Source organism: Candidimonas nitroreducens (genome assembly GCF_002209565.1).
GTDB classification, from domain to species: Bacteria; Pseudomonadota; Gammaproteobacteria; order Burkholderiales; family Burkholderiaceae_B; genus Candidimonas; species Candidimonas nitroreducens.
This window is the reverse complement of record NZ_NJIH01000018.1, coordinates 78,794-96,463: the sequence shown is the minus strand read 5'-3', so window position 1 is coordinate 96,463 and position 17,670 is coordinate 78,794. Positions and strand designations below refer to the sequence as shown.

Sequence of the window (17,670 nt, the reverse complement as noted above, 5' to 3'; positions counted from 1 at the left end):
GCTTGAAGGCTGCGTCGATCTTACGGGGGTGGCCAGGCTCTTGCTTCTTTGTCACGAAATCACCTTATTCGGTCGTAATGATTCGCTTCAAAAGTGTCCACCAAAATTAGACCACAACAGTTCGAGCAACAAGGGTGCGGCCAGTCCGGGGGACTGGCCGCGTTGCGAGTTTGCTGACCGCCCCCAAAACGTCCGGAGGTCAAGGGCAGTGCCGGCACAGCCGGCACCGGGCGAGCGAGCCGGCCTGGCCCTGCCGCCCGCGGCGCGGGTCAAGAACAACGAACAACATACTCAATACGCAATCACGTCAGCGCAGTCACGCCTTCGGCAGCGTCGCCTCTACCAGCTTCACCCAATACGTCGCCCCCACCGGCAGTAGCGCGTCGTTGAAGTCGTAATTCGAGTTGTGCAGCTGGCACGGCCCCATGCCGTGGTAGATGTCCATGCGATGCGCGCCATCGCCATTGCCTATGAACAAATACGTGCCCGGCACCTTTTCCAGGTAGAACGAAAAATCTTCCGAGCCCGTGAAAGGCGGAATCGAACGGTTGACCCGCTGCGCGCCGAACACCGACTCGGCCACGCCGGCCGCGAACTCCGTCTGTTCCGGCCAGTTCACCAGCGGCGGATAACAGCGCACGAAATCCAGCTCGCCCGTCGCCCCATACGCCTCGCACAGCTTCGTGACGATGCGCCGCATATTGTTTTCCATCATGTCCAGCACCGCCACCGTATAGGTGCGCACCGTGCCGCGTATCACCGCCTGCGCCGGAATCACGTTGTAGGCGTCGCCCGCGTGGATCTGCGTCAGCGACAGCACCGCGGTATCGATCGGATTCTTGTTGCGCGTGATCAGCGTCTGCAGCGCCTGCACCATTTCCGCCGCGATCATGATCGGATCCACCGAGTTCTGCGGCTGCGCCGCATGGCCGCCCACGCCCTTGATGATGATGTCGAAGCGGTTGCTGGAAGCCATGGTCGGGCCCGAGCGGAACGCCAGGTGGCCTTCTTCCATGCCCGGCATATTGTGCATGCCGTACACCACGTCGCAGGGAAAGCGCTCGAACAGTCCATCGTCCATCATCGCCTTGGCGCCGGCATTGCCGCCCTCTTCCGCCGGCTGGAAAATGAAGTTCACCGTGCCGTCGAAATTGCGGTGCGAGGCCAGGTACTGCGCCGCCCCCAGCAGCATTGTAGTGTGCCCGTCATGGCCGCAGCCATGCATCTTGCCCTCGTTCTGCGAGCGGTGCGCGAAGCGGTTCAGTTCCGGCATGGGCAGCGCGTCCATGTCGGCGCGCAAGCCTATCGAGCTCTTGCCGCTGCCGGCGCGCAGCACGCCCACCACGCCGGTGCGCCCGATGCCGGTATGCACTTCCAGTCCCAGCTCGGCCAGGCGCTTGGCCACCAGCGCGGAAGTGCGCTCTTCGGTAAAGGCCAGTTCCGGGTGCGCATGAATGTCGCGTCGTATCGCGGTCAGTTCTTCGTGCTTCTCTTCTATTTCGGCTAGTAGGGTCATGGTTCAGGCCTCTCGGAAAGAAATACTGTGGTCACACACATGGAAGTTCGACACCACCATTATGAATGCTTGATTTATACAGGCCCGGCTTTCAAATTGCCACTACAGCAGCGACATGTGCGGACGCCAGGGGATCTTTTCAGCCCCGAGGCACTCAATATATCGCCAGACTCGCCATAAAGCCGCCGGGCACGGCAATGACGAGTCCCCCCCTCGCTACGGATGGCTCAAACAAGCAAACACTCCAGCATCTTGGCCTGCTCATCGTAGAATTTATCGACGGTATCAACAAATGACGAGACTCGCTGGGTCATTCGTGCATTTGAATTGACGACTAGAGCAATATCGAACAACAGCTCGGGTGAAAATCGCAGTATCGCGCCACCGACCTCTCTATGGGAAGATGCCATCCAGCCATCGACGATGCCGACGCCCATACCTTGGGCGACCAATAAAGACACCACTTGAGTCAATTGACAGTGGGCGACGACGTTGGGGCGAAGATTGCGCGTCTGGAAAGCGCTGTCTATTTGCGAGCCGGTAACGGTACTGATGATCGGAAGAACCAAGGGATAGTCGATAAGGTCTTCGGGAGTCACCATCCGCCGGGCCGCAAGCGGATGCGCGGGCATGGTGATGCAGATCGCCGGCAAACGGTATTGGCGTACTACCTCGAGCCCCGGCAGCAACTCCCTCGAAGCGACCAATCCTATGTCCAGTTCCTGAAGCAGCACCTTCTGCGCGATCGATGCGGAAGGCTGTGTCAGCAACGTCATCCGGCGGTTCTGATTGTGCCGGTGGTACTCACCGATGATCTTGGGAAGGATATAGCTCGACAACGAGCTTATCGTGCCGACCGACAAGGCGTGGGCCCGCCCTTCGGCCAGATCCTGTGCAAGGGAACGCAAGCTGTCGAGCTGTTTGAAGCTGCGCTGGACTTCATCGTAGAAGACCAGCGACGTATTGGTCGGCACCAGCCTGTTCTTGACCCGATTGAATAACGGGAACCCCAGTTCCGCTTCCAGGTTTTGCAGAAGGCGCGAAACGGCGGGCTGCGAACGGCCGAGTACTTTTGCCGCCTCAGATATGCTGCCGGTCGCCACAGTCAGCCGAAATGCCTGCAGTCCGTGCTGGCTTAGCGGCCGCATAGAACCTCAGTATTTTGCATAGTCACACTGAAAAAATGCATTTGCTTGATAGTTTGGCTGACGGTAGCATATTAACAGCCACCGGAAAAGGGCTCGGGACAATCTGCCGCAAGCACGAATTAAAGCTTATCGACAGTGCAACAGTCGCAAGTGTGGTAGGCGCTCTCCAAATAATGAGGATAAAGATACCAATGCGTAATCTCCTGTTCGTCTGCGTCGTGGCCGCTGCCTTCCTGGCCGGCGACATCGACTGCCAGGCCGCCAATATTCAACCCGGGCAAGTACAAGAACTAGATCGCATGTCAGCCAAGGAATTAGTTCCTTTGGCCACCAAAGAAGGCAAAGTAACCGTTCTTACGCTCACCACCCGCATGCCTGCCGTCGCATCTGCCTTCGAAGCCGCCTACCCCGGCATCCACGTAGAAGTCGTCGACATGAACTCGAACGTGCAGATCTCTCGGGTAGCTGCAGAACAGAAAGCGCATGCCTATGTCACCGACGTTATGTATTTCGCATCGGCAGCCTCCGCACAGAAGGATCTCCTGGATCCGGGCTACGCTCTCCGATATGTCCCGCCCCGCATCGCCGCCAAGCTTGCCGATAAATATACCCACCCATTGCTGACACATCGTTTGACGGCTCGAGTGGTGATGTATAACGAGCAGGCCTACCCGAACGGCTCTCCAATACACAATCTCTGGGAACTCACCACTCCCAAATGGAAAGGGAAAGTCGTAACCATTGATCCAACACTCAGCGATGTGCCTCTCGATATGTTTGTGACAATCGCTTTGCACCCGGATGAAATGGCCGCCGCTTATCAGGAATTATTCGGAAAGCCCATTAAGATCGACAGCGACCTGAAAGGGGCAGGAGAGCAATTCATCCGCGATCTATACAGAAACGACATGATCCTGCTTTCCAACGACGAAACGTTCTACAACTCGGTCGGCGCAAAAGGCCTCGCGAATCCACCGGTGGGGCTCATGAATTATTCCGCCCGCCGCAACAATGCAAAGTCCAACCTGGCGCTGCAGATCGCAAATGACGTCAAACCGGCTACCGGGTATGTATTCCCATCTCAGTTGGCCATTACCAACCACACCCCGCACCCCGCGGCAGCGCGCCTGTTTGTGGACTTCATGATGGGCGACGAGTCTCCCACGGGCGGCCCCGGCTTCAAGCCCTGGAACGTTCCAGGTGACTATTCGCCCCTCAAGACCGTCGTCGCCGACCCCGACGCCGTTCCTTTCGACAAGCTCAATGTCTGGCTGCTCGACCCAGCCAAAGTGGCGGCCGACCGGAAGCGGATACGCGACATTATGATCGCGGAATAGCACAAGTCCCTTGGCGGCGCGAAACTGCAATGGCAGCCATCATGCCGCCGATGCGGAATAAAGGCCCTGGCCCGCAGCATAGGACTCGCGGCCGAAGGCGTAGCCGTGGCCGGTACCTTTTGAAGAGCCAAGAACTTGCTTGCACAGGGGTTCGGATATCTCCGGATCCGGGTGTTTTCCTCTATATAGAAAATGAAATAGATGCAATTCCAGCGTAGCAATACCCCGCCGTCCGAGCGGACGTAAAAACATAGACTTCAAAACACACCTTCGTCTTCCGGGGTTATCTCACAGTGCTGCTTCCCATCACGTCAGCCCGCGCTTCCAAGACACGGGTTGCAGCGGTTTTGCCCGTCATTCTCTTGGTGCTGCTGGGAATCCTGATCGCCGCGCCGCTGATCAAGATATTGATCGCGACATTGTCGTCCGAAGGCCTGCAGGCCTGGTCGGATGTTCTCGTCGGCAGGGTGTCGACCAATCTCTGGTGGCGACCGCTACTCACGACACTGGCGTTGGGTGTCGGCGGGGCTGTCTTTGCTCTGCTCATCGGTGGCCTGCTCGCCTGGCTCGTCGTCCTCACCGACATGCCGGGCCGAAATCTGGTGGCAACGCTATCGACACTGCCATTCATGATTCCAAGCTTTGCCGGCGCATTGGCATGGGTGACTGTATTTCGCAACGGCCGGATAGGCGGAAATGTCGGGCTTTTTGAAGCGCATGGAATCTCGATTCCCGATTGGCTAGCGTGGGGCTTCCTGCCGACGATCATCGTTCTGGTGGCTCATTATTTTTCACTCGCCTACACCATTATTGCCGCTGCCCTGGGCACCGTTGGCGCCGACCTCATCGAGTCGGCACGGATGGCCGGCGCCTCCAGAGCCCGCACACTCTTTGGCATCATATTACCGATCGTAACACCGGCACTCATAGCATCCGGCTCGCTTGTATTTGCCGGTGTGGTAGCCAATTTTGCCACGCCCGCCTTCCTTGGCCTGCCTGTCCGCATGTATACGCTTTCTGTGCGCCTGTTCGGGCTGATCGACACGGGGCATACCGCGCGCGGCTATGTCATCGCCCTCCTGTTGATCGCAGTGGCTGCCTCGTTGCTCTTTGCCAGCGACCGCTACGTCTCCGGCCGCCGCGCCTTCACCACCGTGACTGGCAAGGGCGCCAGAGTCAATAGGCTTGCGCTTGGCGTCTGGCGCTGGCCGCTGTTTTTCCTTGCGGCCCTTATTGGAACAATGACGTCAATAGTGCCGGTTCTGGTCTTGCTCTTTTCGAGCCTGGCGCGACAGCCCGGAGCGCTTTTCTCCGATTGGACACTGCACTTCTGGATCGGCGAGAAGGGCGGCCCGCTGGCCGACGGACTGCCTGGTTTGTTTCGGAATCCGCAAATCATCGAGGCGCTCTGGAACACCATACGCTTGGGCACGGTAGTGGCCATCACGACGATGGCGCTCGGCCTGGTTGTGGCTTACAGCATCATCCGGTTCAAGAACAGGATGCTCGGCACCGCTCTCAGCCAACTCGCCTTCGTGCCCCTGCTCGTTCCCAGCATCGCCTTCGCCGCGGCGTATGTCGCCCTTTTCGGAAGGCCTGTCGGCCCCTTCCCGTCGCTTTACGGCACATTCGCGCTACTGGTGCTTGCGGCTACGGCACACAACTTGCCCTTCGCGGTGCAATCAGCGCGATCCGTACTCGGCCAGGTGTCCAAAGATATAGAGGAAAGCGCAGTAATGGCCGGAGCGAACTTTTTTACCAGGGTCATATTCATCACCATCCCGCTGGCTATTCGCGGTCTGCTGGCTGGAGGAATACTCGTGTTCGTGAAAATGGTCCGGGATCTGTCGCTGGTCGTGTTTCTTACAACTGCTGTACCGGTACTCAGCATGCTCGCCTACTACTACACCGGGCTGGGCTTCATGCAATATGCCAATGCGATCACCCTCGTCATCCTCGCTATTTGTCTCGCTGCCTCGTTTGTCGTGCACCTCATTCAGCAGCGCGTCCGGAAGTGGAATTAATCATGAAATCGACACAGGAAGAACAGGATGCCATTCGGATCTGCAAGCTCGGCAAGAGCTTCGGAGATTACGACGCGATCAAGGATGTCAATATCTCGGTTCCCAAAGGCGCCTTTCTTGTCCTTGTCGGCCCATCGGGTTGCGGCAAATCCACGCTGTTGCGCTTGCTCGCGGGCCTGGAATCCCCGACCGAAGGAGAGATCGCGCTCGACGGCAGAGTAGTGTCCAGCGGAGCCAGCGGAATCGCTGTCGAGCCAGGAGCACGCAAGGCGGGGCTGGTGTTCCAAAGCTATGCGCTCTGGCCCCATATGACGGTTGCCGGCAATATATCCTGGCCGCTCAAGGTAGCGAAATGGCCGAAGCAAGTACGCGACAGTCGCGTCGACGAGGTGCTTTCCCTATTGGGCATCGGCAATCTGGCGGATCGGTTCCCCGCCGAAATTTCCGGCGGCCAACAACAGCGTGTCGCTATCGCAAGAACCATCGCGCCCAAGCCGAGCATCTTGTTGTTCGATGAGCCCCTCTCGAACCTCGACGCCAAACTGCGGGTCGAAATGCGCAGTGAGTTGATGCGGATCCATCGCGCCACCGGCGCGACATCCGTCTACGTCACACATGACCAGGTGGAAGCCATGACGATGGCAAGTCACGTGATCGTACTCAACAATGGAAAAGTCGAGCAATCCGCCAGCCCGTACGAACTGCTCGAAAACCCCCGGACGACTTTCGTCGCTTCCTTTATCGGAACCCCTCCCGCGAATATTCTTCCGGCCGACCGCATCGGGGACTCCCTAGTCTTCGACGACACGCCACTGGCCCCCGCGTCCTTCGCCAGGGGCCGCGACAAAGTTCAACTTCTCTATAGAGCCCAGGACGTCGCGATCGGCGCTGTCGAGGGCAGGCCGCAACTCGCGGGGACATTCATGGAAGCAGCACCTATCGATGCCAGCTCGATGGTCTCGGTTCTTGTCGGGAATATCCGGGTGACGGCGATGTCACAGGGCTACTTCAAGGCGGTACCGGGAGATGTCCTCACCCTGTCTCTGGCCAGCCGGCCTGGCGGTGTGTTCAGCGCGCACGGCGAACGAATAGATTGATTAACGGTTAACGCATCCGCGCCCATCAGCGCTGCGCTCACGCAAAAGGTGGGCTCGATCGAACTTTCCCAGGGAAGGTCACTGGGCACGGTGCATCAGGCTCCGGTGCCTGGGCGAGCCTCGCCCGCAGCAAGTCGAAAATAAGGTCACAAAATGGAAGATAAAATTGTATCTGTCCGGGCTCAACAGATCATTGATACCAAGTGCAGGCCCACCGTCGAAGTTGAAATACGAACCGAGAGCGGCGCCACCGGGCTGGCTGCCGCATCGACCGGGACATCGGTGGGCATGCGCGAAGCCTACGTATTGCGGGATCAGGATCCGACAACCTACGGCGGGCTCAGCGTTCACAAAGCCGTTGCCAATGTGGCGGACATCATCGCCCCCGAGATCGTCGGCCTGGATATCTTTGATCAGCGCACAATCGACGCAACAATGATCGCGCTCGACGGTACGCCCAACAAGAGCCGGCTCGGAGGCAACGCTATTCAGGCGGTATCCGCCGCAGCGTTCCGTGCGGCGGCTGATTCCCGCCAGGTGCCGCTATACAGCTATATCAGCGGCGGCAATTTGCAAACGATACCGGTTCCCTGCTTCAACGTCGTGAATGGCGGCCGCTACGACCATCTCACTCAGGCGTTCAACGAGTTCCTGATCGTGCCGCATGGCACCGACAGCGTGAACTTCGCCATCGAAATGGCGGTGACGGTATTTCAGAAACTCAACGACGTCATTACGAAATATCTGGGATACAAGCCCCCCATTGCCAGTTCTTATGGCTATGTCGCACCGTCGGACGATCCCGAAATCATCCTGCTGCTGATGCAAGAGGCAATCGACGCATGCAATTTTACCGGCCGCATTTCCTTCGCTCTCGATTGCGCCTCGAGCGAAATGTACGATGAAGCAACGAATACCTATGAACTGAAGGGGAAAAGAGTAACAGCAAGCCAACTCATCGACTATGCCAAGTCGCTGACGGAGAAATTCAATATCGTCTTCATCGAGGATCTGCTCGACGAGAATGACTGGGATGGCTTCGTACACGCACGGCAAGATATCGACCGCACGCTCATTCTCGGCGATGACCTCACCGCCACGAATATGACACTGCTCAAGAAGGCCTATGAATTAAGGGCCATCGGCGGATTCATCCTCAAGCCCAATCAAGTCGGCACGATCACCGAAGCACTGGACGCATATCACTTCGCAAGACAACACGGAATGCTTGCCATTCCGTCGGGCCGCGCAGGCGGGGTCGTAGGCGACATTGTGAGGGACATGTCTGTCGGGCTCCAGGTACCTATGCAGAAGAATGGCGCGCCGCGATCGGGCGAGCGCATCGAGGCACTCAACCTTCTCATGCGCGCCAGCGCGCACAGCCCTGGCTGCAGCTTATACGATATCGCTCCGCTGCTCAGATTCTAGACGAGACAAGGTTCAGATCTGCCCGCGCACGAACTCGGCCACCCTGGCGGCAAGCAGCGACAGCGATTCCTGCAGGGCATTGAAGCCCGCGGATTTCTCGTAGGTTTCCTCGTTCATGTACAGAGTGCGATTGACCTCGATCTGCAGGCTGTGGCGGTTTTCTTCCGGCCGCCCGAGGCGGGCGATGAGCGCCACCCCCTTGAAGGGGTCGTTGCGGGCGACGCTGTAGCCGCGCCCGACCAGGAACTCTTCGATGGTGCTGACCAGCGCCGGATCGCAGGTGATGCCGTCGCGATCGCCCAGCACGAAGTCGGCCAGGGGATGATCGGAGTCGATCTCCAGGATCTCGTAGGAATTGGCCGGCATCGAATGCAGATTCAGGTGCCACACACCGCCGAAGCGCTCGACCATCTGTTCCATGCGGCGGCCCAGCTCGGCATGATAGGGCTGGTGGTAGGTGGCGATGCGGTTTTCCACCTCGGCGACTTCGAGCTTGCGGTCGTACATGGGCTGGCCGCGCGCCACCTTCCAGATCAGGCCATGGCCCAGGCGCGTCTTTTCGGTGGGGTACACCCGCGTCGTCCAGGGCTCGGCCAGCATGTCCAGGTCGACGTCGTCGATCTCGCGGTTCGGGTCTATGTACGAACGCGGGAAATTGGCGGCCAGCAGGCTGCCGCCTACCGTGGGTATGGCGTGCCAGAGCTCGTCGACATAGGCGTCCTCGCCCGAGCGCAAGACGGATATGGGCAGGCAGCTGTGGAAATCTTGCGGATAGATCGCGCCGCTGTGCGGTGAATCACAGACCAGGGGTATGGGCTCGCCGGCCGGCAGGGACATGGTGTAGGGCGCGAAATCTTCTGTGTCGGCAAACTGGAATTGCATAGGGAGATCTCCTCGATGTTTGAAGAATCCGGCCTTCCGGCCTGAGCTTCTTCGCCACTGCGCGGTCTAGCGGAACGCGGTGCAGGGAGCCGCGCGCCGCCCTTGTGTTCCTTGTTTATAGCAGGTTCGCCGGCGGGGCCTCGTCGTCCAGATGGCAGGCGCTGAAATGGCGCGTGTCGCGGCCGTCGGCCGGCGCCTGCGCGGGGCCCGCCACCTGGCGCAGCACGGGCCGCTCGCGGCTGCAGCGCGCCATGGCGCGCGGGCAGCGCGGATGGAACGGGCAGCCGGCGGGGGGATCCATGGGTGAAGGCAGTTCGCCCTTGATGGGCTCGAACTGGCGCTGGCCCGTGCCCAGGCTGGGCAGCTCTTTGAGCAGCGCCTGCGTATAGGGATGGCGCGCCGTGCCGAAGATGGCGTCGGTCGGTGCCAGCTCGACCACGCGCCCCAGGTACATGATGGCCACGCGATCCGAAATGTGGCCGACCACGCCCAGATTGTGGCTGATGAAGAAATAGGTCAGGCCGAATTCTTCGCGCAGCTGCACGAACAGGTTCAGCACCTGGGCCTGGATGGAGACGTCCAGCGCCGCCACGGCCTCGTCGCAGACGATGATGGAGGGCTTCAGCGCCAATGCGCGCGCCACGCCGATGCGCTGGCGCTGGCCGCCCGAGAACTGGTGCGGGTAGCGATAGCGGTAGGCCGGATCCAGCCCCACTTTGCGCATCAGTTCGCAGACATAGGATTCTTTGTCGTGACGCGCCACCAGGCCGTGCGCCAGGGGCGCCTCGCCGATGATGTCCAGCACCCGCATGCGCGGGTTCAGCGACGAGAAGGGATCCTGGAAGATCATCTGGATGTCGAGCTCGTACTTGCGCCGCGCCGCGCCGGAAAGCTGCGAGACGTCGTGGCCGCGATACAGGATGCGGCCGCGCGACGGCGCCAGAATGCCCGCCAGCATGCGGCCCAGCGTGGTCTTGCCGCAGCCCGACTCGCCGACCACGCCCACCACCTCGCCCGCCTGGATGTCCAGGTCGACGTCGGCCACCGCCTGCACCGGCTTGAGTGCGGGGCGCCCCTGCAGCATGCGGGCCACGCGATCCACCACGTCGCCCGAAGGCTTGTATTCGCGCGCCACGCCGGACAGGCCGAGTATGGGAACGGGCGCCGGCTTCGTGCCGGCCGGGGCACCGCCACCGCCGTGCGGCGCGACAGGGCCTGTGGAAGCCGGCGCCGCAACACCGGACTGCGGGCTGGACGCCGTCATGCCGCCACCCCGCTATGCCAGCAGCTGGCCTCGTGCCCCGGCGCGATCTGCCGCACTGGCGGGGCCTGCACGCATTGCGGGCTGGCCCGGTAGCAGCGTGTGCGGAACGGACAGCCCTCGGGCATTTCCAGCAGCGAGGGCGTGGCGCCGGGAATCTGGAACAGCTCGCGGCCGCGCGTCTCGAGCGTGGGAATGGAGGCCAGCAAGCCGTGCGTGTAGGGATGCTGGGCGGCGCTTACGATCTCGGCCGTAGGCGCGGTTTCGACGATGCGCCCGGCGTACATCACGGCCAGGCGGTCGGCCAGGCCCGAGACGATGGCCAGGTCGTGCGTGATCCAGATAAGCGCCGTGCCGGTCTCGCGGCACAGCTTCTGCACCTCGTACAGGATCTGGCCTTGTATGGTGACGTCCAGCGCCGTGGTGGGCTCGTCGGCGATGATCAGCTTGGGCCGGTTCAGCAGCGCAATGGCGATGGCCACGCGCTGGCGCATGCCGCCCGACAGCTGGTGCGGGTAGGCGCGCATGCGCTCGCGCGGCGCCGGTATGCCCACTTTGCCCAGCGCCTGCACACTGCGCTCGCGGGCCTCGGCGCGCGGCACCGCCGCGTGCGCCTGCACGGCCTCGATCATCTGCGTGTCGACGCGCAAGGCCGGGTTCAGGGTCATCATGGGATCCTGGAAGATCATGGCCATGTCCCTGCCGCGCAAGTGCCGGTACTCGTCGGCCGACAGCGTCAGCAGGTCGCGGCCGTCGAACATCATGCGCTCGGCCTGGATCCTGCCGGGCTCGTCGACCAGGTTCATGAGCGAGAAGCCGGTCATGCTCTTGCCCGAGCCCGACTCGCCCACCAGCCCCAGGATTTCGCCCGGCCGCAGCTGCAGCGACACGCCGTCGACGGCCTTGAGCACGCCGCGGCGCGTATGGAACCAGGTGCGCAGCCCCTGTATGTCGAGCAGCCATTCCGTGGATGATGGCGCCGCCGCTGTCTGCAAATAGGCCTCCGTCTGTGTCTGCATGCCTGTGTACGCCCGCTATATGGTGTTGCGCGGGTTGAGTATGTCGCGCAGGTGGTCGCCCACCAGATTGATGGCGATCACCACCAGGGCCAGCGCGATGCCGGGGAAGAACGAGATCCAGTAGTCGCCCGACATCAGGAATTCGAAGCCATTGGAGATCAGCATGCCCAGCGAGGGCTGCGTGACCGGCACGCCCACGCCCAGGAACGACAGGGTAGCCTCGAGCGCGATGGCGTGCGCCAGATCTATGGTGGCGATCACCATAAGGGGCGGGATGCAGTTGGGAAACAAGTGGCGCCACAAGATGCGCGGCCACGACAGGCCCTGGCAGCGCGCCGCTTCGACGTACTCGCGGTTGCGCTCGACGATGGCGGCGCCGCGCGCCGCCCGCGCGAAATAGGCCCACTGCACCGCCACCAGCGCGTAGATGACCTTGTCCACGCCCTTGCCCAGCACTGCCAGCAGGATCAGCGCCACCAGAATGGACGGGAAGGACAGCTGGATGTCGACGATGCGCATCAGCAGCGCATCGATGAACCTGCCGAAGTAGGCGGCGATCAGGCCGACCGCGGTGCCGATGGCGAATGCCGAAGACACCGACACCACACCCACGAACAGGCTGATGCGCATGCCGTAGAGTATGGCCGAGAACACGTCGCGGGCCTGGCCGTCGGTGCCCAGCCAGTAGGTCATGTTGCCGGCGCCATTGAGCGAGCCCGGCGGCAGCTTGGAATCCATGATGTCCAGCGAGGCCAGGTCGAAGGGATTCTGCGGCGCGATCCAGGGCGCGAAGATCGCCAGCAGCAGGAATATCACCAGCAGTATCAGCCCGGCCACCGCCAGCTTGCTGGTCAGGAATTGCTGCACGAATTCCTTGAACATGTTCTCGCGCCGCGCCGGCACGGCGCCGGACTGGGTCGGGGTTGCCGCAGTGCTCATGACGGGCCTCCGGGCCGCACGCGCGGATCCAGTACGGTGTAGGCGACGTCCACCACCAGGTTCAATAGCGCCAGGAACACCACGGTCAGCATCAGGTAGGCGACCACCACCGGCCGATCCAGCGTGATGATGGAATCTATCAGCAGCTTGCCCATGCCGGGCCACGAGAACACGGTTTCGGTCACCACCGCGAAGGCGAAGACCTGGCCGTATTCCAGGCCGCCGATGGTGATGATGGGGATGAGAATGTTCTTCAGCAGATGCACGCACAACACGCGGCGCTCGGCCAGGCCTTTGGCGCGCGCGAACTTGATGTAGTCTTGCGGCAGGCATTCGCGCGTGGCGGCGCGCGTGACGCGGATGATGAGCGCGCACTTGGCGGTGGCGATGGTGGACGCCGGCAGTATCAGGCTGCGCCAGCCTTCCAGGCTGAAAATGCTAAGGTCGATGGGGCCGAAGTGCTCGACCGGCCCGCGCCCGCCCGAGGGCAGCCAGCCCAGTATCACGGCGAACAGCATGATGAACATCAGGCCGACCCAGAAGTTGGGCAGCGAAAAGCCCAGCACCGAACCGCCCATAATGGAGCGCGCCGCCAGGCTGCGCGGCTTCAGGCCGGCATAGATGCCCAGCGGAATGCCGATCAGCATGGACAGCGCCATCGCCACGGTGGCCAGCTCGAGCGTGGCCGGCATGCGCTGCAGGATCAGGTGCATGGCCGGCTCGCCCGTAAGAAAACTGTTGCCGAAGTCGAGATGCACCGCCTTGCTGAGGAAGATCAGGTACTGGTGCCACAGGGGCAGGTTCAGCCCCAGCGACTGGCGGATGAGCTCGCGCTCGGCGTCGGTCGCCTCGGGGCTGGCCAGCATCGTCACTGGGTCGCCGACCAGGTACAGGCCCGCGAACACCAGTGCCGACATGACCAGCACCACCAGCACCGTCTGCAGCAGACGGCGGATTATGATCGACAACACTCAGCCGGCCGCCCTGTTACTTGGCCAGCGTCATGTCTTGGGCCAGGGTCATTTGGTCGGCACGACCCGTATAGCGGATGTCCTTCTTCATGGCCCACACCGAGAGCTCGAACTGCAGCGGCAGGATGGCGTAGTCGGCCATCGCCATATGGCCGGCATCCTGCAGCATCTTCGAGCGCTTGGCATCGTCCAGGGTTTCCGAGGCGGCCAGCACTTCTTTGTCCATGGCCGGATTGGAATAATGGCTCCAGTTGGTGGTGCCCAGGCCCAGCTTGGGAGTCTTGGTAACCACCAGCGAAGTCAGCGGATTGAGCATTTCGCCCGAGCTGGCCGCCCAGCCCGCCAGGTAGGTGCTGAACGCAAAGGTATTGCGCTTCTTGAAGAAGACCGGCGGCGCCATGGTTTCTACATTGGTCTTGACGCCGATGCGCGCCCACATGGCGGCGACCGCCTGCGCGATGCGCTGGTCGTTGGTATAGCGCCCGGCGGGCGAACCGAGCGACAGCGCGAAGCCCTTGGGATAGCCGGCGTCGGCCAGCAGCTTCTTGGCCTTGGCCACATCGGCCGGCGGCACCACGGAGTACTGCTTGGAGGTGCCGAAGGCCGGGTACGGCAACAGATTGGCCGCCGGCTGCGCCACGCCGCCCATGATGCGGGCGACGATGGCCTTGCGGTCTATGGCCAGCGACAGCGCCTCGCGCACCCGCTTGTCGGTAAGCGGGTTCTTGCCATCGGTGCCGGACATGCCCGGGGGTACTTCCTTGGACTGGTTCATGGCCACGTAGATCACGCGTACCGAGGGTGTAGCCTGGACGTACAGCTTCTTGTCTTTCTTGAGCTTGGGCAGGTCGTCGGTTGGAGGATCTTCGATCACGTCGATGTCGCCCGACAGCAGTGCGGCCACGCGCGCGGCCGAATTGGTGATGGGGCGATAGACGACCTTGTCCCAGGCCGGCTTCTTGCCCCAGTAGTAGGGGTTGCGGTCGAGCACGATCTCGGCGCCGCGCTTCCAGGACACGAACTTGTAGGGGCCGGTGCCGATCAGGCCGTCGCCGCGGTTGAGCTCGACCGTGGTCTTGCCTTCGGGCGCCGGGCCCGAGGCGTTCTTCTTGGACATGATGGGCACCATGGATAGATTCGCCAGCAGCACCGGCGAGGGGCCCTTGGTGGTGATCTTGACGGTATGCGGGTCGACCGCCTCGACCTTGGCCACCGAACTCAGGTACAGCGAATAAGACGACGGGCTGTTGGGCACCAGCGGCACGCGCTTGTAGGTGAACAGCACGTCGTCCGCGGTGAACGGCGAGCCGTCGGAAAATTTGACGTCGGGGCGCAGCTTGAAGACCCATTCGTTGCCATTCACCGTCCAGGACTGGGCCAGGCAGGGCACCGGCTTGGCATTGCCGTCGGTGCGCACCAGCGGATCGAACATGGTTTCGGACAACTGCGTATTGGGCGTGAGCGAGTGGAACTGCGGATCCATCGAGCTGGGCTCGGAGCGCAGCCCTATGGTCAGGTCACGGGCCTGGGCAATACCGCCCACGGCCAGAAAACTGGCGGCCAGCGCCGACAACAGTAGCGTCTTGCGGATTAACTTCATGGTTGTGCTGCCCTCTTATAATGTGGTTGGGTCGGCAAGGGCATGGCGAACGCGCCCGAAGAAGCCGGGCCGCGACCAACGCGGGCGACGCAGGAGGAAGGGCCGGCAGGATCGCGGATTCGCCACACCGGCACCGATGTGGACAAACATACGCATTGCGCATATGCCGAGCCGGCCATGACACGGGAAAACACCTCCCCTCCACTCCCGCTGGCCCAGTCGGCGACACTTAGCGCGTGCAATGAGTGTAGCCACCGTTGACGCAATAACAGATCAGTGTTTTCCCGAGGCGCTCTGACAGGCATGCGTACATGGCCGGACGACGCCGATACGCGCCTCTGTCCCCGGCACACCGCTGCTGCCGCCAGGGGCATTCGCGCCGGCCGGCGCGGGCACGGTAAAATAGGCCTTCTTCGAAAGGCGGGATCCGCCCCGCCGCAGGAATCCACATGAATACACCCGTCGATCCCAGCACGACGCAGAGCGGCGCCCAGCCGGCCGCCTACGACCCCACCCAGAAGCAGAAGTCCCAGGCCAAGACCGCGCGCATCCCCATCAAGGTGGTGCAGACCGAGCGCCTCAAGAAGCCCGACTGGATCCGCGTCAGGGCCGCCGCGCCGGGTTCGCGCTTCTACGACATCAAGCGCATATTGCGCGAGCACCGGCTGCACACCGTGTGCGAAGAGGCCTCGTGCCCGAACATCAGCGAGTGCTTCGGCAAAGGCACGGCCACCTTCATGATCATGGGCGACAAGTGCACGCGCCGCTGCCCTTTCTGTGACGTAGGCCACGGCCGGCCCGATGCCCTGGACGCCGAAGAGCCCGTGAACCTGGCGCGCACCATCGCCGCGCTACGGCTGTCGTACGTGGTGATCACCTCGGTCGACCGCGACGACCTGCGCGACGGCGGCGCCGGCCATTTCGTGGCCTGCATACAAAAGGTGCGCGAGCTGTCGCCCAATACGCGCATCGAGGTGCTGGTGCCCGATTTCCGCGGCCGCCTCGACCGGGCGCTGGAAGTGCTGGACGGCGGGCCGCCCGACGTCATGAACCACAACCTGGAAACCGTGCCGCGCCTGTACAAGCAGGCCCGTCCCGGCTCCGACTACCAGCATTCGCTGAAGCTGCTGTCCGAATTCAAGCTGCGTCATCCCGACGTCCCGACCAAGTCGGGGCTGATGCTGGGCCTGGGCGAGACCGACGAGGAAATCCTGCAGGTCATGCGCGACCTGCGCGCGCACAACGTCGACATGCTGACCATAGGCCAGTACCTGCAGCCGTCCGAACACCACCTGCCGGTGCTGCGCTACGTGCACCCCGACACCTTCGCCATGTTCGAGCGCGAGGCCTACGCCATGGGCTTCACCCACGCCGCCGTGGGCGCCCTAGTGCGTTCTTCCTACCATGCCGACGAACAGGCCCATGCGGCCGGGGTGGCCGTGGCCTGACAAGGCTTCGCGCTTTGTGCTCGCAACGCGCTTGCGTTTCGAGCACAAACCCATATAAGCCCGCCCCGAACGCGGGGCCTCAGCGGCCGACCCACATGGGCGGCCGCTTCTCTATGAAAGCGTCTATGCCTTCGGCCGCGTCGGCGGCCATCATATTGCACGCCATGACGCCGCCCGCGTACTCGTAGGCCTGATCCAGCGCCATGCCGCGCTGGCGCTGGTACATGGCCTTGCCGGTGCGCACGGCCACCGGGCTTTTCGAGCAGATGGTCTGCACCAGCGCGGCCACGGCAGCGTCCAGCTGCCCATCGGGCACGGCCTGGTTGATCAGGCCGTTTTCCACCGCCTCGGTGCTGCCGATGAAGCGCCCCGTCACCAGCATTTCAAAAGCTTTTTTGATGGGCATGCTGCGCGTCAGCGCCACTGCCGGGGTCGAGCAGAACAGGCCCACATTGATGCCGGACACCGCGAACTTGGCGCTGTCGGCCGCCACGGCCAGGTCGCAGCTGGCCACCAGTTGGCAGCCGGCCGCGGTGGCCATGCCCTGCACCTTGGCGATGACCGGCACCGGAAACCCCACCAGGCTCTGCATGACGCGCCCGCAGCGGGCGAAGAGCTGTTCGTAATATTCCTGCTCGGGCTGCGCGCGCATCTGCTTCAGGTCGTGGCCGGCGCAGAAGGCGCGCCCCGCGGCCGCCAGCACCACGCAGCGCAGCTCGTCGTCCGCGGCCAGCGCGTCGAGATTGCGCTGCAGTTCTTCCAGCAGCTCTTCGGACAAGGCGTTGAATTGGGCCGGCCGGTTCAGCGTCAGCGTAGCCACCGCATCGGCGCGGTCGACCAGCAAGGGGGATTCGGCAGTCGTCATGATGGGTCTCCTGCTGTGGCTTGCGAGCGGTGCGGAACGCCGCCCTTGCTTACAGTCTACCCGCAATGTGCGTCGCCGTAATGACCGTGCCCCGCCGGCAGGCATGCCCGGTTCGGCCAAATGGCCGATGGACGG

Annotated in this window: 14 protein-coding genes; 5 read left to right on the top strand and 9 right to left on the bottom strand. The window is 62.3% G+C overall.

Annotated features, from left to right (window positions below; translation table 11 throughout):
• Positions 1-316 precede the first annotated feature (316 nt).
• Positions 317-1,516 carry a M20 aminoacylase family protein gene (locus tag CEY11_RS23670; RefSeq protein ID WP_088605896.1) on the bottom strand — a complete coding sequence of 400 codons (1,200 nt, stop codon included), beginning with the start codon at positions 1,514-1,516 and terminating at the stop codon, positions 317-319.
• Between the two features lie 227 nt (positions 1,517-1,743).
• Entirely contained in the window at positions 1,744-2,664 is a 921-nt protein-coding gene (locus CEY11_RS23665) for a LysR family transcriptional regulator (protein ID WP_088605895.1), read from the bottom strand.
• A gap of 191 nt (positions 2,665-2,855) precedes the next feature.
• Here CEY11_RS23665 and CEY11_RS23660 point away from each other — a divergent pair, with 191 nt between their 5' ends.
• From CEY11_RS23660 to eno, 4 genes are all read left to right on the top strand, one after another.
• Positions 2,856-4,001, top strand: coding sequence for an ABC transporter substrate-binding protein (locus tag CEY11_RS23660; protein ID WP_088605894.1), 1,146 nt, complete (start codon positions 2,856-2,858; stop codon positions 3,999-4,001).
• Positions 4,002-4,294: 293 nt separating this feature from the next.
• Positions 4,295-6,025: an ABC transporter permease gene (locus CEY11_RS23655; protein ID WP_198958976.1), complete on the top strand. Its 1,731-nt coding sequence runs from the start codon at positions 4,295-4,297 to the stop codon at positions 6,023-6,025.
• A 2-nt stretch (positions 6,026-6,027) separates the two neighbouring features.
• Entirely contained in the window at positions 6,028-7,122 is a 1,095-nt protein-coding gene (locus CEY11_RS23650; protein ID WP_088605892.1) for an ABC transporter ATP-binding protein, read from the top strand.
• A 153-nt stretch (positions 7,123-7,275) separates the two neighbouring features.
• Positions 7,276-8,550, top strand: a complete 1,275-nt coding sequence (gene eno / locus CEY11_RS23645; RefSeq protein ID WP_088605891.1) for a phosphopyruvate hydratase — start codon at positions 7,276-7,278, stop codon at positions 8,548-8,550.
• Between the two features lie 12 nt (positions 8,551-8,562).
• Here the strand turns inward: eno and CEY11_RS23640 are convergent, their stop codons facing one another.
• The 6 genes from CEY11_RS23640 to CEY11_RS23615 all read right to left on the bottom strand — a co-directional run bounded on the left by CEY11_RS23640 (position 8,563) and on the right by CEY11_RS23615 (position 15,222).
• The gene (locus CEY11_RS23640) at positions 8,563-9,432 is read right to left on the bottom strand and encodes an N-formylglutamate amidohydrolase (RefSeq protein ID WP_088605890.1); all 870 of its coding nucleotides are present in this window, start codon (positions 9,430-9,432) and stop codon (positions 8,563-8,565) included.
• A 115-nt stretch (positions 9,433-9,547) separates the two neighbouring features.
• On the bottom strand, positions 9,548-10,696 hold the full coding sequence (locus CEY11_RS23635) for an ABC transporter ATP-binding protein (protein WP_088605889.1): 1,149 nt from the start codon (positions 10,694-10,696) through the stop codon (positions 9,548-9,550).
• Positions 10,693-11,712, bottom strand: coding sequence for an ABC transporter ATP-binding protein (locus tag CEY11_RS23630; protein ID WP_088605888.1), 1,020 nt, complete (start codon positions 11,710-11,712; stop codon positions 10,693-10,695). Before CEY11_RS23630 ends, CEY11_RS23635 begins: the two co-directional genes overlap by 4 nt.
• 15 nt (positions 11,713-11,727) lie before the next feature.
• Positions 11,728-12,651 (bottom strand): ABC transporter permease, encoded by a 924-nt coding sequence (locus CEY11_RS23625; RefSeq protein WP_198958975.1) that lies wholly within the window; start codon positions 12,649-12,651, stop codon positions 11,728-11,730.
• Entirely contained in the window at positions 12,648-13,622 is a 975-nt protein-coding gene (locus tag CEY11_RS23620; protein WP_088605887.1) for an ABC transporter permease, read from the bottom strand. Before CEY11_RS23620 ends, CEY11_RS23625 begins: the two co-directional genes overlap by 4 nt.
• Positions 13,623-13,638: 16 nt before the next feature.
• Positions 13,639-15,222: an ABC transporter substrate-binding protein gene (locus CEY11_RS23615; protein WP_088605886.1), complete on the bottom strand. Its 1,584-nt coding sequence runs from the start codon at positions 15,220-15,222 to the stop codon at positions 13,639-13,641.
• A 449-nt stretch (positions 15,223-15,671) separates the two neighbouring features.
• Here CEY11_RS23615 and lipA point away from each other — a divergent pair, with 449 nt between their 5' ends.
• On the top strand, positions 15,672-16,670 hold the full coding sequence (gene lipA, locus CEY11_RS23610; protein ID WP_088605885.1) for a lipoyl synthase: 999 nt from the start codon (positions 15,672-15,674) through the stop codon (positions 16,668-16,670).
• Positions 16,671-16,749: 79 nt separating this feature from the next.
• Here the strand turns inward: lipA and CEY11_RS23605 are convergent, their stop codons facing one another.
• Positions 16,750-17,535, bottom strand: a complete 786-nt coding sequence (locus tag CEY11_RS23605; protein WP_088605884.1) for an enoyl-CoA hydratase — start codon at positions 17,533-17,535, stop codon at positions 16,750-16,752.
• Positions 17,536-17,670: the final 135 nt, after the last annotated feature.

Excerpts from the sequence above, each read along its gene's own strand:
- CEY11_RS23640 (WP_088605890.1), bottom strand. The coding sequence starts at position 9,432 with ATGCAATTCCAGTTTGCCGACACAGAAGATTTCGCGCCCTACACCATG.
- CEY11_RS23615 (WP_088605886.1), bottom strand. The coding sequence starts at position 15,222 with ATGAAGTTAATCCGCAAGACGCTACTGTTGTCGGCGCTGGCCGCCAGT.
- CEY11_RS23650 (WP_088605892.1), top strand. The coding sequence starts at position 6,028 with ATGAAATCGACACAGGAAGAACAGGATGCCATTCGGATCTGCAAGCTC.
- CEY11_RS23635 (WP_088605889.1), bottom strand. The coding sequence starts at position 10,696 with ATGACGGCGTCCAGCCCGCAGTCCGGTGTTGCGGCGCCGGCTTCCACA.
- eno (WP_088605891.1), top strand. The coding sequence starts at position 7,276 with ATGGAAGATAAAATTGTATCTGTCCGGGCTCAACAGATCATTGATACC.
- CEY11_RS23660 (WP_088605894.1), top strand. The coding sequence starts at position 2,856 with ATGCGTAATCTCCTGTTCGTCTGCGTCGTGGCCGCTGCCTTCCTGGCC.
- CEY11_RS23625 (WP_198958975.1), bottom strand. The coding sequence starts at position 12,651 with ATGAGCACTGCGGCAACCCCGACCCAGTCCGGCGCCGTGCCGGCGCGG.
- CEY11_RS23665 (WP_088605895.1), bottom strand. The coding sequence starts at position 2,664 with ATGCGGCCGCTAAGCCAGCACGGACTGCAGGCATTTCGGCTGACTGTG.
- CEY11_RS23630 (WP_088605888.1), bottom strand. The coding sequence starts at position 11,712 with ATGCAGACACAGACGGAGGCCTATTTGCAGACAGCGGCGGCGCCATCA.
- CEY11_RS23670 (WP_088605896.1), bottom strand. The coding sequence starts at position 1,516 with ATGACCCTACTAGCCGAAATAGAAGAGAAGCACGAAGAACTGACCGCG.
- lipA (WP_088605885.1), top strand. The coding sequence starts at position 15,672 with ATGAATACACCCGTCGATCCCAGCACGACGCAGAGCGGCGCCCAGCCG.
- CEY11_RS23605 (WP_088605884.1), bottom strand. The coding sequence starts at position 17,535 with ATGACGACTGCCGAATCCCCCTTGCTGGTCGACCGCGCCGATGCGGTG.